Origin of the sequence: Mesorhizobium sp. UC74_2 (assembly GCF_042701485.1) — a bacterium.
Taxonomy (GTDB): Bacteria; Pseudomonadota; Alphaproteobacteria; order Rhizobiales; family Rhizobiaceae; genus Mesorhizobium.
Genome location: NZ_CP170562.1, coordinates 1,716,151 through 1,729,675, shown reverse-complemented (window position 1 = coordinate 1,729,675; position 13,525 = coordinate 1,716,151). Strand labels below are relative to the sequence as shown.

Sequence of the window (13,525 nt, the reverse complement as noted above, 5' to 3'; positions counted from 1 at the left end):
GGCGACAAGACCGAAGCTAGACCCGACAGCACTCGCCGATGCGGTGGTGATGACGAATGGCGAAGTTCCATCAACTGCCCCTCTCCTCGAGCGCGTACGGGTCATTGCCTGCGGTGCCATTGCCCGAGAGGTACTGGCAGTGTGCAAGGCCAACCATCTTGACCATGTTGATCTGATCTGCCTGCCGGCAATCTGGCATGTCTATCCCGACAAGATTGCGCCTGCGATGCGCGAGGCGATCGCCAGGGCGCGGGCGGAAGGCTACAGCCGTATTTTCATTGGTTATGCCGAATGCGGCACGCGCGGCGAGCTCGACAGGATCTGCGAAGAAGAACATGTCGAACGCATTGGCGGACCACATTGTTACGCCTTCTTCAGCGGCAACGAGGCATTCGCGAAAATCACTGAGGACGAGTTCACCGCCTTCTACCTGACCGATCTGATCACGCGGCAGTTCGAAGCTTTCGTCATCGAGCCCCTGAAGCTCGACAAACACCCCGAACTGAAAGAAATGGTATTCGGCAACTACACCAAGATCGTCTATCTGGCGCAGACCGAGGACAAGGCCCTGCAGGACAAGGCGAAATGGGCCGCAGAGTATCTGGGCCTCGACTATGAATACCGCTTCACCGGCTATGGCGATCTTGCGCCCGCGCTCCTTGCGGCAGCCGAACACTGAACCGGCCCATGGCCGCTCGTTAGATAACATTTCCCGATGGTTGGACTGGTTTTCTGTTGCTCTCACGGGCTATAACGCCGTCGTCGAGACACAGGGGACACGACATGCATCTGCGCGCCTTGCTATTCACGGCTGCCGCCGTCCTGTTCGCTGGAGGTGCCTATGCGGACGGCGTGGTGCAGAAGTTGATCACTCCGGCAGACAAGGTGCGACTTGCCAAATATGACGAAACCCGCAAGGCGGCCTTGGCCGAAGCCAAGGCAGGCCAGCCGAACGAGGTAAAAGACCTCGACATGGTGCTTGCCCGTCCCCTCGTCGCTTTTTCGGACAAGGATCTTACCGGCAACTGGCAATGCCGCACCATCAAGGCTGGCGGACTTGGCCCGCTCGTCATCTATGGCTGGTTCAAGTGCCGTGTCACCGACGATGGCTCCGGCTGGATGCTCGAAAAGACCACCGGTTCCCAGCGTACCAAAGGCCGCTTATATGACGATGGCGAGAAGCGCTCGATCTATCTGGGCTCGGGCTTCGTCGCCGGTGAAAAGGTACAGCGCTACGGTGCCGGCCCGAAAACCGACCAGGTCGGCTATGCTTTCCGCACGGGACCGAATGCCTGGCGCATCGAATTTCCGGCGCCCTACTATGAATCAAAACTCGACATCATCGAATTCAAGCGCTGATCGGCTGTGGTCGATGAGCGGGCGCTGAGATAAAGGATTAACCGGCTCGGCCGAGAGTATTGACTGGGGACTGAACTTGCGACCTGTGCAGCTACCGCACCCGATCAGGTTCTAAGAGGCTGGACTTCCAAGGATGAACGAGGCTGCAGACACGGCACCCATCGTCGTCGTCACTGAAGGCGGCGGCCACATCTGGGCAATCGTCAATGCCATAACCGATCATTTCGCCAGCGTCACCGTCATCCTTGAAACGCCGGTCTCCAAATGGTCGTTGCTGAAGCGCCGCGCGAAGCGCCAGGGCTGGATTTCCGTTTTTGGCCAGATAGGCACAATGGTGCTGGTGCGCCTTGGCAAACGGTTCGGTGCTGTACATGCCGAGGAGATTGTCGCCGAGTACAATCTCAAGACCGAGCCGAAGCCGGGCCAGGATATCGTGCATGTGCCATCGGCCAACGCGCCGGAGACGATCAAAGCGATCGCAGACATCAAACCGGGTGTCGTGCTGCTCGCGGGATGCCGCGTGCTGACGCGTGACACACTCGCCGCAATACCCTGCCCCGTCATCAACTACCATGCCGGCGTCAATCCGAAGTATCGCGGCATGAACGGGGCCTACTGGGCGCTGGTGAACAACGACGCCGAGAATTTTGGCACGACCGTTCATCTCGTCGACGGCGGCGTCGATACCGGCGCCGTCCTGCGCCACACGCGCGGCGCACCCGGTCGCGGCGATACCATCTCTTCCTACCCCCTTCGCCAGGCAGCGATTTCGCGCGACGCCTGCGTCGACGTGATCGAAAAGGTTCTGGCCGGCGGCATAGAACCCTTTGATCCTGGCCTGCCATCGCAGATCTGGTTCCATCCGACGGTCTGGTTCTATGTGTGGACCGGAATCCGTCGTGGCATCTGGTAGGCCAGAAGCCACGTCCCATTTACGGTGCGGCATGCCGGCATTAAGGTTCTCGCATGTCAGAGATCGACCACCGGCAGATCATCGCATCCCTCTCGGTGCAAGACCGACGTGAACTGACCGACAAACAGGATGCGCCCGGAGTGTGGCGACTCGCCATCCACGGCGGATCGATCATGTTGCTCGCAGCCCTCATTCTGCTCAAGGTACCTCTCTGGCCACTGCTGATGCTGCCGCTTGGCATCCTCATCGTCTTCCTCTTCACGCTGCTGCACGAAACGATCCATGAGACAGCATTTCGCACCGAACGTCTGAACCGTCTTGCTGCGGTCGTTTCCGGCTTCCTCATCCTGCTGCCGCCCGCCTGGTTTCGCTATTTCCACTTCGCCCACCATCGTTACACCCACGATCCTGACAACGATCCGGAGTTGATGAGCCCGAAACCCGAAACGATTGCGCAATATCTGCGCTATCTGTCCGGCTGGCCTTATTGGAGCGGCATGGCCAAGGTCGTCATTGTCAACGCTCGCGGTGGCAACAGGGATTCCTTCGTACCGGAAAAGGGCCGCGCCAGGGTGATCACCGAGGCGCGCTGGTTCCTTGTCATTTATGCCCTGCTCGTTGCAGGCTCGGCGCTCCTGCAATCGCCGGCGCTGCTGTGGATCTGGATCGTGCCGGCACTGCTGGGCCAGCCCTTCCTGAGGGCCTATCTTCTGGCGGAACACACGCGTTGCCCGCATGTCGCCAACATGCTTGAAAACACACGCACCACCTTCACTACGGGCGTCGTGCGTTTCGTGGCCTGGAACATGCCTTATCACGCAGAGCATCACTCCTATCCCGCCGTGCCCTTCCATCGGCTGCCGCGATTCCATGAGATCATCGCCGAGCACCTGCGCTCGACGGAACGCGGCTACGTCCGTTTCCATCGCAAGCTGGTGAGCGATCTCGGCAAACACGACGGATAGAACCGGGCGCAGGGGTGCCTTGAACCCGGCGACGCTCTATCGTTTTGCGACATTCGAGCGCGTCGTTTTTGAAGGCGCGCGCGTCGTCTGATGAGAAGCGGGGTATTCCCGCTTCCGGCAATGCTCCAACCATTGAAGGAAGACTGAGAAATGGCCGATCTGATCGTCGTTTACTGGCGCGACATTCCTGCCCAGGTCATCGTGAAAAAGGGCCGGCAGAACGCCAAGCGCGAGCTGCCACTGCGCTTCACCGAAGCCATCGACATGGCTGCGATGCGGTCGGGCGCGGCCGAAACCGACGCCTATCTGGCCGAATGGCGCAAGGCGGACCCCATTCCGGTCGGCGACGACCTCGAGGCGGAAGTGGAAAAGGCGGCGGCGGCCATCGACGCGGACTACAGCCGGGAGCGACTGGTCGCTCTCGCCAAAGCAGGCGGCAAGGAAAATGTCTGAAACCCAGCCGACACCGAATACAGGCTCTGCTCCCACCGCAGCGGGAACCGGCGCCAGCGTGACCCAGGCGACTCTGGTACGCAAGGCGGCAGCCAAAAGCGACTACAAGCCTGCCGATGTTTCACCGCAGCGGCGTGTGCAAAGGTCCTATTCGGTACGGCTCTGGGCGATCCGCCATTCGAAGCTGCTGGAATGGTTCTACCGGCGCTTCGCCGACGCGTTCCTGCTCCTGCATCCGATCTGGAAGGGCCTAGGCTACGGGCGCGTCGAAGCACCCGTCAAATTTGTCGAGAAGCGCGTGAAGGGCTTCATGTTCGACTGCCGCATGTGCGGCCAGTGCATCCTTTCCTCCACCGGCATGTCCTGCCCGATGAACTGCCCCAAGCAGCTGCGCAACGGGCCTTGCGGCGGTGTGCGCGCCAACGGCAACTGCGAGGTTGAACCCGACATGCCTTGCGTCTGGGTCAAGGCGTGGGAAGGGTCGCGCAACATGGTCAATGGCGACGCCATCCTGAATGTGCAGAAACCGGTCGACCAGTCGCTGCGGGAAACCTCCGCCTGGCTGGGTGTCACCGCCCAGGCGGCAGCGGCGCGCGACGCCGCCAACACCGGAGCATCCGCATGAGCCCGCGTCCGCCCCAGCGCGACGAAAATCCGGCCGGCATCCACCTGCCGCTGGAGCCCCTGCCCGGCCATTCCTCGCGCGGCCGTCTGGAACGCGTGCTGCGCCGCGGCGAATTCGCGGTGACCACCGAGCTGAACCCGCCCGACAGTGCTGATCCGGAAGACGTCTACAACCGCGCCAAGGTGTTCGACGGCTGGGTCGATGCGATCAATGCCGTCGACGCGTCCGGCGCCAACTGCCATATGTCCTCCGTCGGCATCTGCGCACTGCTGACCCGCATGGGTTATGCCCCGGTCATGCAGATCGCCTGTCGTGACAAGAACCGCATCGCCATTCAGGGCGACGTTCTGGGTGGTGCCGCAATGGGCGTGGCCAATATCCTTTGCCTCACCGGCGACGGTGTGCAGGCGGGTGATCAGCCAGGAGCCAAGCCGGTGTTCGATCTCGACTCCATGTCGCTGCTCGAAACCGTCCGCATCATGCGTGACAACGGCAAGTTCCTGTCAGGCCGCAAGCTGACGACACCGCCGCAGGTCTTCCTCGGCGCAGCGATCAATCCTTTTGCACCACCCTATGATTTCCGCCCCATCCATCTCGGCAAGAAGATCGCCGCCGGCGCACAGTTCGTGCAGAGCCAGTACTGCTTCGACGTGCCGATGTTCAGGACCTTCATGCAGAAGGCGAGCGACCTCGGCCTGACCGAGAAGGTTTTCGTGCTGGTCGGTGTCGGCCCCTTGGCCTCCGCCAAGACCGCAAAATGGATCCGCTCCAACGTGCCGGGCATCCACATTCCCGATGCCATTATCAAGCGCCTCGAAGGCGCCGAAGATCAGAAAAAGGAAGGCAAGAATTTCTGCATCGATATCATCAACGAAGTGAAGGAAATTCCAGGCGTGTCGGGCGTCCACGTGATGGCCTATCGCCAGGAGGAGTATGTCGCGGAGATCGTCGATGAATCCGGCGTGCTCAAGGGCCGTCGGCCCTGGAAGCGGGAAGTCCGCTCGGACGACGCGCGGGTTGCCGAACGCCTCGGCCACATCCTGCAGGACGACATCACGGAAACACAGGTCGACATGGTGAAGACCGCGCATTGAACAGCCGTGACTGACATCATTGGCTTGATCCACATCAGAAACGATATAAAGAAGTCTTTATATCCGGAGGGAGTTTGAAATGACCCGCACCATCGTCGCCTCGGCGACTCGCGAAATCGTCATCGGTTTCGACCAGCCCTTCTGCGTCATTGGTGAACGCATCAACCCGACCGGCCGCAAGAAGCTGGCCGCGGAGATGCAGGCCGGCAATTTCGAGACCGTCATCAAGGACGCGCTGGAACAGGCCGCCTGCGGCGCCACCATGCTGGATGTCAATGCGGGCGTGACCGCCGTCGACCCCAACGCCACGGAGCCTGGCCTTCTCGTTCAGACCCTGGAGATCGTGCAGGGCCTGGTCGACCTGCCGTTGTCGATCGACTCCTCCGTCACCGCCGCGATCGAGGCCGGCCTCAAGGTCGCCAAGGGGCGCCCGCTGGTGAATTCGGTCACCGGCGAGGAAGAGAAGCTGGAAGCCATCCTGCCGCTGGTGAAGAAGTACAATGTGCCCGTTGTTGCCATCTCCAACGACGAGACCGGCATTTCGATGGACCCGGATGTGCGCTTCGCCGTAGCCAAGAAGATCGTCGAACGCGCCATGGATCATGGCATCAAGCCGGAGGACGTCGTCGTCGATCCGCTGGTCATGCCGATCGGTGCGCTGGGCGATGCCGGCCGCCAGGTCTTCGCCCTGCTGCGCCGCCTGCGCGAAGAGCTGAAGGTGAACACGACCTGCGGCCTTTCCAACATCTCCTTCGGCCTGCCGCACCGCCATGGCATCAACGCCGGCTTCATCCCGATGGTGATCGGTGCCGGCATGACCTCGGCGATCATGAACCCGGTCCGCCCGCAGGAAATGGAAGCAGTCCGTGCCGCCAACGTGCTCAACGGCACCGACAAGGATTGCATGACCTGGATCAAGACCTACAAGGACTACAAGCCGGGCGAGCATGCCGCACCCGCACCGGTGGCCGTCACTGCTCCTGGCGATGCTGCTGCAGGCGGACGTCGCCGCGGCGGCCGCGAAGCCAGAAGAGCAGCCGGTTAAGTCGTGACCTTCCCCGCGCCCACTGGCGTTAGGCGCCTAGTCCTCGGTTCTGGTGCCGCCGAGCACCAGGCTGAAGACGAACACGCCGACGCAGCCGCCCACGATGCCGCAGAGCAGCATCGAGGCAATACTGGCTGCATCCGCAGGGCGAGACGGGAACAGATAAACAATGGTGGCCGTCGAAGCGATGATCGCGGCCGCGAGATAATGCGGATGCCGGGTCCAGCTTCCTTTGCTTATGCGTACCGCAAGCATGCCGGTGGAGATCGCCGACAGAGCGGAGGGAAGCAGGGCAACCAGCGAAAAGTCGGGCTTCATCGGCAAGCGTGTCTTTCTCACAGGCCTTGTCTTTATCGAACTTTCGCCAAGGCAGCGTTAACATTGGTGGTGTCGAAGCGATGAACGCCCCTCTCAACTCCACCGATCCCCTCGTCCTGTTCATGCCGTCCGGCAAGCGCGGGCGCTTCCCGGTCGGCACGCCGGTGCTCGATGCGGCACGCCAGCTCGGCGTCTATGTGGAATCGGTCTGTGGCGGGCGCGCCACCTGCGGGCGCTGCCAGATCGAAGTGCAGGAAGGCAATTTCGCCAAGCACAAGATCGTTTCCTCGCTCGACCACATCTCTCCGAAAGGTCCCAAGGAAGAGCGTTACGAACGCGTCCGCGGACTGCCCGAAGGCAGGCGTCTGTCCTGCTCGGCAACCATCCAGGGCGACCTCGTCATCGACGTGCCGCAGGATACGGTGATCAACGCCCAGGTGGTGCGCAAGGCGGCCACCGACCGCGTCATCGAGCGTAATTCAGCGGTACAGATGTGCTACGTCGAGGTCGAACAGCCCGACATGCACAAACCCACCGGCGACCTGGAGCGCCTCAAGGCGGTGCTGCAGAATGACTGGGGCTGGAAGGACCTGCGCGTAGCGCCGCATCTCATCCCCGAGGTCCAGAAGATCCTGCGCAAGGAGAACTGGGCGGTTACGGCGGCGATCCACAAGGACATGGAATTCTCCCGCGCAACGGTGATCGCGCTTTATCCGGGCCTCAAGAACGAAGCCTACGGCATTGCCTGCGACATCGGCTCGACGACGATTGCCATGCATCTGGTGTCGTTGCTTTCGGGCCGTGTGGTCGCCTCTTCCGGTACGTCGAACCCGCAGATCCGCTTCGGCGAAGATCTGATGAGCCGCGTTTCCTACGTGATGATGAATCCCGATGGTCGCGAAGCCATGACCAAGGCCGTGCGCGAGGCAGTGAACACGCTGATCGGCAAGGTCTGCGAGGAAGGCGGCATCGACCGTCACGACATCTTCGACAGCGTCTTTGTCGCCAATCCGATCATGCACCATCTTTTCCTGGGCATCGATCCGACCGAACTCGGGCAGGCGCCTTTCGCACTCGCCGTTTCCGGAGCGGTGCAGGGCTGGACCAACGACATCGGCATCGATGTCAACCGTGGCGCGCGCTTCTACACGCTGCCTTGTATTGCCGGCCACGTCGGTGCGGATGCGGCCGGCGCTACACTCTCTGAAGGTCCCTACCGGCAGGACAGCATGATGCTGCTGGTCGACGTCGGCACCAATGCCGAGATCGTGCTGGGCAACCGAAATCGCGTTGTTGCCGCCTCCTCGCCAACGGGTCCGGCTTTCGAAGGCGCGGAAATCTCCTCCGGCCAGCGCGCAGCGCCCGGCGCCATCGAGCGCGTGCGCATAGACCCCGAAACGCTGGAGCCACGCTACCGCGTCATCGGCACCGACAAATGGTCGGACGAAGAAGGTTTCGAGGAAGCGTCCTGGACCACCGGCGTCACAGGCATCTGCGGCTCGGCCATCATCGAGGTGGTGGCGGAGATGTATCTCTCCGGCATCATTTCCGAAGACGGCGTCGTCGACGGCTCGCTCGCGGCGAAAAGCCCGCGCATCATCCAGAACGGTCGCACCTTCTCTTATCTGCTGCGCGAAGGTCGCCAGGGCGAACCGCGCATCACCGTCACCCAGAACGACATACGCGCGATCCAGCTCGCCAAGGCCGCCCTTTATGCCGGCGTGAAGCTGCTGATGGAAAAGCAGGGCGTAGAGACCGTCGATACCATCCGTTTTGCCGGTGCTTTCGGCTCCTTCATCGATCCGAAATACGCCATGGTGCTGGGGCTCATCCCCGACTGCGACCTGTCGGAAGTCAAGGCCGTCGGCAACGCCGCGGGCACCGGCGCCTTGATGGCGCTGCTCAACCGCGATCACCGTCGCGAGATTGAGAAACAGGTGGCGAAGATCGAAAAGATCGAAACGGCGCTGGAGCCGAATTTCCAGCAGCTGTTCATCGACGCAATGGCTTTGCCGAACAAGGTCGACCCCTTCCCCAAGCTTTCCGAACAGGTCAAACTGCCGCCACGCAAGATGGCAAGCGACGATGCCGCCGCCGGAGATGCAACGCCCCGCCGCCGCTCTCGTGAGGAGCGTGCCGCCCGGCGCAATCGCGAATAGGTTGCTCTCCAAGCCGGCAACCACAGTGGAGGTGCCGGAATGAGACTGGGCAATGACGGTTGAAGCCCTCATCTTCGATGTTTTTGGCACCTGCGTCGATTGGCGCACCGGCGTGGCCCGTGAGGCGGCGGCGGCGACGGCCGCGAAGGGACTTCAGGTCGACAGCGTCGCTTTCGCCGATGCCTGGCGTGACCTTTACCAGCCAAGGATGGAGGAAATACGCTCCGGAGGCCGATCCTATGTCGACCTGGACGTGCTCCACCGCGAGAACCTCGATGCAACCCTCGATGGTTTCGGCATCGCAGGCCATTTCAACGAGGAAGAGCGCACAGCACTCAACCACGCCTGGGAAAAGCTGCCGCCCTGGCCGGATGTCGTTCCGGGCCTGATACGGTTGAAGGCCAGCCGGATCATCGCGCCATGCTCCAATGGCTCGATCGCATTGATGACACGGTTGGCCAGATATGGCGCCCTGCCCTGGGACTGTATTCTCGGCGCTGGCATTGCGCGCGCCTACAAGCCCGACCCGCGCGCCTATCTCACAAGCTGCGAAGCGCTGAAACTCGAACCTGCGCAGGTCATGCTGGTGGCCGCGCACAACAACGATCTGGCGGCGGCGCGCGCATGCGGACTGAAGACCGCCTTCGTGGCACGCCCGCAGGAGCACGGCATCGGTCAGGTGACTGATCTCAAGGCAAGCAGCCACTGGGATATCGTCGCGGCGGATTTTCCCGCGCTCTCGGCACATCTGGATCTGCGCAATCACGACTAGCGGCTTTGCAAGACCCGGTGTGGCCGTCGCGACACAGGGCGATGTCAAAGCCCCAGCCTCGCGCCCCTGCTTCGCCGCGGGCGCCTTTTTCTCGCCCCGTTCAACAAAGACATGGTCGGCAACCGCCGTTTCGACGCCTGTTCGAACCGCTGAAAAACTCCCAACCGATCCGCGCCTTTCACCAAAGCGTGATTTTGGGTGATTGGAAGCGTTCAGACTTTTCTGCGACGACCGGTCCAAAAGACGCCAACAGATCCAGGTTCAACCATGCCCGTTTCCATCAGCCGCCGTATGTTCGTTCTTGCCTTGCCGTTCGTCGCGGCCGGCTGCACCACGACCCAGAAGGTCAGCGCGATAAAGCCAGGCAAACGGGAAGTCCCGCAATACTATCGCGACATGTACGCGGCCGTCGCCGACGACGCCTTCCCCATTCCCGCGCCCGACCTGACCAAGATCGATCCGCAATATTACCGCCAGGAAGTCGCCTATCAGGGCCCCGAACCGTCGGGCACCATCGTCATCGATACGCCGAAGCGTTTCCTCTATCTGGTACTCGGCGAAGGGCGGGCGCTGCGCTACGGCGTTGGCGTCGGCAAGGCCGGTCTCGCCTTCGAAGGCAGCGGCGTGATCCAGTACAAGCGCGAATGGCCACGCTGGACACCAACCCAGGACATGATCGCGCGCGAACCGGAGCGGTATGGCCCGCTTGCCGGCGGCATGGAACCGGGGCCGACGAACCCGCTCGGTGCCCGCGCCCTTTATCTGTTCAAGAACGGCGTCGACACGCTGTATCGCATCCACGGCACCAATGAGGACTGGTCCATCGGCCGTTCGATCTCGTCAGGCTGCATCCGGCTGCTCAACCAGGACATCATCGACCTGCACCGGCGTGTCCAGAACGGCACGCGTGTTGTCGTGCTGCAGCAGGATAATGTGCCTGCCGCTTGATGACGGCTGTCAGCGGACATAGAACGCGTCCCGTACATCGTTTCTGGTTCTTATCCATACAGAGCCAAGTTCCTGTCGCTCAGCCTCCCATTCGGCCGGCAGATCAGCAATCTCGTCAAGCGACGGATCCATGTCCAGCAACACACCTATGCTGACATGGTATAGTTCATCCGGATCTGAATGGTCTGTTTCACCACACAAGAATTGCCAATCGCCCCCTTGGCGTTCCACAAGTCGCACTGGGCGCTCGCGGCGGAACAGATGCCCGCAACAGTAAACGCCCAAGCGGCGATCGATGAACTGCTCGCCGTTGCTCATGAAGCTCTACCTCAAGTCGACAATGCGGGTGATCCCGATGGCGTGAAAGGTTTTCTCTTCGGACACCGGCTAATTCAAACTCCGATACAATACATATCGGAGTGCCCCAAGGCGCAACATCATCCAACCGACCGCTGGCACAATCGGTGACGCGACGTCATCCTTGACTTTCGTCCCTGCAGACCAAAATTCTGGTTCTTGGGGGCAGTCAGAGCCGGCCAGCCGGCGCAGCATCAGTCCGTTGTGTTCCATGGCCAGCATCCGTAGCCATCTCGTCTCATTTGTTTTGAAGCACACACGTAAGAAGGCGTTCTCCAGCCCGGAGAACATGCACCGCTGGATTCTGCATGCGCGCAGGAAGCAGTGCCACCAGCCACCGCCCTTGGTAACGCAGCGTTTCGACGTCACCACGCGCAGTGTTGCCGGCTTCCCCGTTTACGACATCGCGCCGAAGAACGGCGGCACCAAGCGGATTCTTTACCTGCACGGCGGCGCTTATGTCTTTGAAATCACGACCTATCATTGGGCACTGATCGCCGAGATGGCCGAACGTCTCGGCTTTGGCGTGACCGTGCCGATCTATCCGATCGCGCCCGAACACGACTTCCACGACATGTTTGGCATGGTTGGCTCGGTCTATCGCGGAATGCTCGACGAGACGGCAGCGGAAGACATCATCTTCATGGGCGATTCAGCTGGCGGCAACATGGCCGTGGTGCTGACCATGATGATGGCCGAGGAAGGCCTGCCGGCGCCCGGCAGTCATGTTCTGATCTCTCCGGGCCTGGACATGTCGCTGGCCAATCCCGAAGTGTTCGAAGCCGAGCAGCGCGATCCCTGGCTGGGTATTGCCGGCGGCCTGGAAGCGGTCCGCCTCTATGGCGCAGGCATGGAACGCAGCGACTGGCACATCAGCCCGCTTTACGGCGACCTCACCGTTCTGCCGCCGACCCTGCTGTTCACCGGCTCGCACGATCTCCTGACGCCGGACAACCTGATCTTCGCCGAAAAGGCACGTGCGGCAGGCGTCGAGGTCGAACTGGTTCACGAGGAAGGCATGTTCCATGTCTGGCCGCTGATCAACATGCCTGAGGCACGCCGCGCCCGTGACCGTATCGTGGCGTTCCTGAACAGGCAGGAACGCCGGATCGAGATGCCCCTCGCCGCCGAATAACGGAGGAGACTCAGAACCTTCCCGTTTCCCGGAACACGTCGAAGGTCGCACGGATGTGGTCGGCGACCGCCTTGACCGGAGCACTTGCATCAGGCGTGACGATCATAGCCAGATTGTAATTGCCGATATGCGGCATGCCGTCTTTAGGGCCGAGCTCGACCATGTCGTTGCCGAGGAAGGATTTTGGCAGCGGCGCCACGGCCAGATCAGCCTGGATTGCCGCCCGCTGGCCGGCGGTATGCGCACTCATGTAAGCGACACGATAGTTGCGTCCTTCGCGGCCAAGCGCCTCCAGGGCGCCGGCGCGCCAGACGCAGCCCTCCTCCCAGATCGACACCGGCAGCGGCTCGCGCAGATGCGCGCAGCCACCCTTTGCACCGGCCCAGACGATAGGCTCGGTCAGCAGCACCTCGGCGCCGATCGCGCTGGTCTTGTAGGAATTGGTGAGCAGCGTGAGGTCGAGCGCGCGGTCGTCCATACGACGGCGCAGGTTGATCGACTGATCGATGGTGACATCGACGGCGATCGACGGATGCGACTTTGCAAAACGCTTCAGCACGTGCGGCAGGATGCGTTCGCCATAGTCGTCCGGAGAGCCCAGCCGCACGATGCCGACAATGTCCGGCACGATGAACTTGGATACGGCCTCGCGATTGATGGCGAGCAGCCGGCGCGCATAGCCGAGCAGCATTTCGCCATCGGTGGTCAGCGCCACCGAACGCGCATCGCGCGCGAAGACCGAGCGACCGAGCACATCCTCGAGTTTCTTGATCTGCATGGAAACCGCCGACGGGGTGCGGAAGACAGCTGTGGCCGCCGTGGTGAAGCTGCCCGTCTCGGCAATCGCCACGAAAGTGCGGAGCACATCCAGATCAAGCAGAGGAAGCGGATGGTTGAGTGGCGCATTCATGGCATCACCTTCAAATTTTCTGATGCAAAGCATCATCCCATTTCGTTTGATTGAATATCACGGAAAGTTCATAGTCAACAGCGTCGAGAAGGCCTGATCAGTCACTGCTGACAATCGCTGGAACAGCGGCCGCATCGACTGGCCCATCAGCAGAGTCCAGCCAACCAATGGAAGGAGAAGTGCATGACTATTCTGTCGACCATCGGTCGGATCGCCGCCGAACTCGGCGCGGCCCGTAGCCGCTACCTCACCGAGCGCGCCATCAATTCCCTTCCCGCCGAGGTCCAGAAGGATATCGGCTGGCCGGATGTCAGTTCGAAAGTGATTGCTCCCGGCGTCGGAAGCTGGGCCGGCGCAAAATGAAAGCGCAATATCCCATCTGAAGCCCGCCGCGATCCCTCCGGCGGGCTTTTTCGTGTCGGCCAGCGTCGTTAACCTGCCATGCAATGGCTGCATGACGCATATGAACAAG

16 protein-coding genes are annotated in these 13,525 nt (G+C 61.5%); 13 read left to right on the top strand and 3 right to left on the bottom strand.

The features are described 5' to 3' along the window. Window positions 1-49 precede the first annotated feature (49 nt). The 8 genes from ACFJIU_RS08335 (at window position 50) to ACFJIU_RS08300 (ending at window position 6,454) form a co-directional block, all read left to right on the top strand. Entirely contained in the window at window positions 50-679 is a 630-nt protein-coding gene (locus ACFJIU_RS08335; RefSeq protein WP_379073009.1) for a DUF1638 domain-containing protein, read from the top strand. A 104-nt stretch (window positions 680-783) separates the two neighbouring features. Further along, window positions 784-1,359 (top strand): DUF4893 domain-containing protein, encoded by a 576-nt coding sequence (locus ACFJIU_RS08330; RefSeq protein WP_379069829.1) that lies wholly within the window; start codon window positions 784-786, stop codon window positions 1,357-1,359. Between the two features lie 133 nt (window positions 1,360-1,492). Further along, window positions 1,493-2,272, top strand: coding sequence for a formyl transferase (locus ACFJIU_RS08325; RefSeq protein ID WP_379069827.1), 780 nt, complete (start codon window positions 1,493-1,495; stop codon window positions 2,270-2,272). 53 nt (window positions 2,273-2,325) lie between these two features. Continuing rightward, complete coding sequence (locus tag ACFJIU_RS08320) at window positions 2,326-3,237, top strand: fatty acid desaturase (RefSeq protein ID WP_379069824.1); 912 nt, start codon at window positions 2,326-2,328, stop codon at window positions 3,235-3,237. A 150-nt stretch (window positions 3,238-3,387) separates the two neighbouring features. Further along, window positions 3,388-3,690 carry a virulence factor gene (locus tag ACFJIU_RS08315; protein WP_379069821.1) on the top strand — a complete coding sequence of 101 codons (303 nt, stop codon included), beginning with the start codon at window positions 3,388-3,390 and terminating at the stop codon, window positions 3,688-3,690. Then, window positions 3,683-4,315, top strand: coding sequence for a methylenetetrahydrofolate reductase C-terminal domain-containing protein (locus ACFJIU_RS08310; protein WP_379069818.1), 633 nt, complete (start codon window positions 3,683-3,685; stop codon window positions 4,313-4,315). Before ACFJIU_RS08315 ends, ACFJIU_RS08310 begins: the two co-directional genes overlap by 8 nt. Continuing rightward, entirely contained in the window at window positions 4,312-5,409 is a 1,098-nt protein-coding gene (locus tag ACFJIU_RS08305; protein WP_379069816.1) for a methylenetetrahydrofolate reductase, read from the top strand. Before ACFJIU_RS08310 ends, ACFJIU_RS08305 begins: the two co-directional genes overlap by 4 nt. 79 nt (window positions 5,410-5,488) lie before the next feature. Beyond that, complete coding sequence (locus ACFJIU_RS08300) at window positions 5,489-6,454, top strand: methyltetrahydrofolate cobalamin methyltransferase (RefSeq protein ID WP_379069813.1); 966 nt, start codon at window positions 5,489-5,491, stop codon at window positions 6,452-6,454. 36 nt (window positions 6,455-6,490) lie between these two features. Here the strand turns inward: ACFJIU_RS08300 and ACFJIU_RS08295 are convergent, their stop codons facing one another. Next, entirely contained in the window at window positions 6,491-6,793 is a 303-nt protein-coding gene (locus ACFJIU_RS08295; protein WP_379069810.1) for a hypothetical protein, read from the bottom strand. 59 nt (window positions 6,794-6,852) lie between these two features. On the opposite strand from ACFJIU_RS08295, the gene ACFJIU_RS08290 reads away from it, so the two are divergent. The 3 genes from ACFJIU_RS08290 to ACFJIU_RS08280 all read left to right on the top strand — a co-directional run bounded on the left by ACFJIU_RS08290 (window position 6,853) and on the right by ACFJIU_RS08280 (window position 10,651). Then, the gene (locus ACFJIU_RS08290; protein WP_379069807.1) at window positions 6,853-8,931 is read left to right on the top strand and encodes an ASKHA domain-containing protein; all 2,079 of its coding nucleotides are present in this window, start codon (window positions 6,853-6,855) and stop codon (window positions 8,929-8,931) included. A gap of 52 nt (window positions 8,932-8,983) precedes the next feature. Next, complete coding sequence (locus tag ACFJIU_RS08285; RefSeq protein WP_379069804.1) at window positions 8,984-9,703, top strand: haloacid dehalogenase type II; 720 nt, start codon at window positions 8,984-8,986, stop codon at window positions 9,701-9,703. 267 nt (window positions 9,704-9,970) lie between these two features. After that, a complete protein-coding gene (locus ACFJIU_RS08280) occupies window positions 9,971-10,651 on the top strand; it encodes a L,D-transpeptidase (protein ID WP_379069801.1) in 681 nt (226 codons plus the stop codon). A gap of 9 nt (window positions 10,652-10,660) precedes the next feature. Here the strand turns inward: ACFJIU_RS08280 and ACFJIU_RS08275 are convergent, their stop codons facing one another. After that, entirely contained in the window at window positions 10,661-10,969 is a 309-nt protein-coding gene (locus ACFJIU_RS08275) for a hypothetical protein (RefSeq protein ID WP_379069799.1), read from the bottom strand. A 250-nt stretch (window positions 10,970-11,219) separates the two neighbouring features. Between ACFJIU_RS08275 and ACFJIU_RS08270 the strand changes: the two genes are divergently transcribed. Continuing rightward, the gene (locus tag ACFJIU_RS08270; protein ID WP_379069797.1) at window positions 11,220-12,143 is read left to right on the top strand and encodes an alpha/beta hydrolase; all 924 of its coding nucleotides are present in this window, start codon (window positions 11,220-11,222) and stop codon (window positions 12,141-12,143) included. Between the two features lie 10 nt (window positions 12,144-12,153). Here the strand turns inward: ACFJIU_RS08270 and ACFJIU_RS08265 are convergent, their stop codons facing one another. Beyond that, a complete protein-coding gene (locus ACFJIU_RS08265; protein WP_129414558.1) occupies window positions 12,154-13,053 on the bottom strand; it encodes a LysR substrate-binding domain-containing protein in 900 nt (299 codons plus the stop codon). Window positions 13,054-13,236: 183 nt separating this feature from the next. Between ACFJIU_RS08265 and ACFJIU_RS08260 the strand changes: the two genes are divergently transcribed. Continuing rightward, the gene (locus ACFJIU_RS08260; protein WP_379069795.1) at window positions 13,237-13,416 is read left to right on the top strand and encodes a hypothetical protein; all 180 of its coding nucleotides are present in this window, start codon (window positions 13,237-13,239) and stop codon (window positions 13,414-13,416) included. Window positions 13,417-13,525 lie beyond the last annotated feature (109 nt).

Excerpts from the sequence above, each read along its gene's own strand:
- ACFJIU_RS08290 (WP_379069807.1), top strand. The coding sequence starts at position 6,853 with ATGAACGCCCCTCTCAACTCCACCGATCCCCTCGTCCTGTTCATGCCG.
- ACFJIU_RS08315 (WP_379069821.1), top strand. The coding sequence starts at position 3,388 with ATGGCCGATCTGATCGTCGTTTACTGGCGCGACATTCCTGCCCAGGTC.
- ACFJIU_RS08265 (WP_129414558.1), bottom strand. The coding sequence starts at position 13,053 with ATGAATGCGCCACTCAACCATCCGCTTCCTCTGCTTGATCTGGATGTG.
- ACFJIU_RS08285 (WP_379069804.1), top strand. The coding sequence starts at position 8,984 with ATGACGGTTGAAGCCCTCATCTTCGATGTTTTTGGCACCTGCGTCGAT.
- ACFJIU_RS08300 (WP_379069813.1), top strand. The coding sequence starts at position 5,489 with ATGACCCGCACCATCGTCGCCTCGGCGACTCGCGAAATCGTCATCGGT.
- ACFJIU_RS08310 (WP_379069818.1), top strand. The coding sequence starts at position 3,683 with ATGTCTGAAACCCAGCCGACACCGAATACAGGCTCTGCTCCCACCGCA.
- ACFJIU_RS08330 (WP_379069829.1), top strand. The coding sequence starts at position 784 with ATGCATCTGCGCGCCTTGCTATTCACGGCTGCCGCCGTCCTGTTCGCT.
- ACFJIU_RS08325 (WP_379069827.1), top strand. The coding sequence starts at position 1,493 with ATGAACGAGGCTGCAGACACGGCACCCATCGTCGTCGTCACTGAAGGC.
- ACFJIU_RS08275 (WP_379069799.1), bottom strand. The coding sequence starts at position 10,969 with ATGAGCAACGGCGAGCAGTTCATCGATCGCCGCTTGGGCGTTTACTGT.
- ACFJIU_RS08305 (WP_379069816.1), top strand. The coding sequence starts at position 4,312 with ATGAGCCCGCGTCCGCCCCAGCGCGACGAAAATCCGGCCGGCATCCAC.
- ACFJIU_RS08335 (WP_379073009.1), top strand. The coding sequence starts at position 50 with ATGACGAATGGCGAAGTTCCATCAACTGCCCCTCTCCTCGAGCGCGTA.
- ACFJIU_RS08260 (WP_379069795.1), top strand. The coding sequence starts at position 13,237 with ATGACTATTCTGTCGACCATCGGTCGGATCGCCGCCGAACTCGGCGCG.
- ACFJIU_RS08320 (WP_379069824.1), top strand. The coding sequence starts at position 2,326 with ATGTCAGAGATCGACCACCGGCAGATCATCGCATCCCTCTCGGTGCAA.
- ACFJIU_RS08280 (WP_379069801.1), top strand. The coding sequence starts at position 9,971 with ATGCCCGTTTCCATCAGCCGCCGTATGTTCGTTCTTGCCTTGCCGTTC.
- ACFJIU_RS08270 (WP_379069797.1), top strand. The coding sequence starts at position 11,220 with ATGGCCAGCATCCGTAGCCATCTCGTCTCATTTGTTTTGAAGCACACA.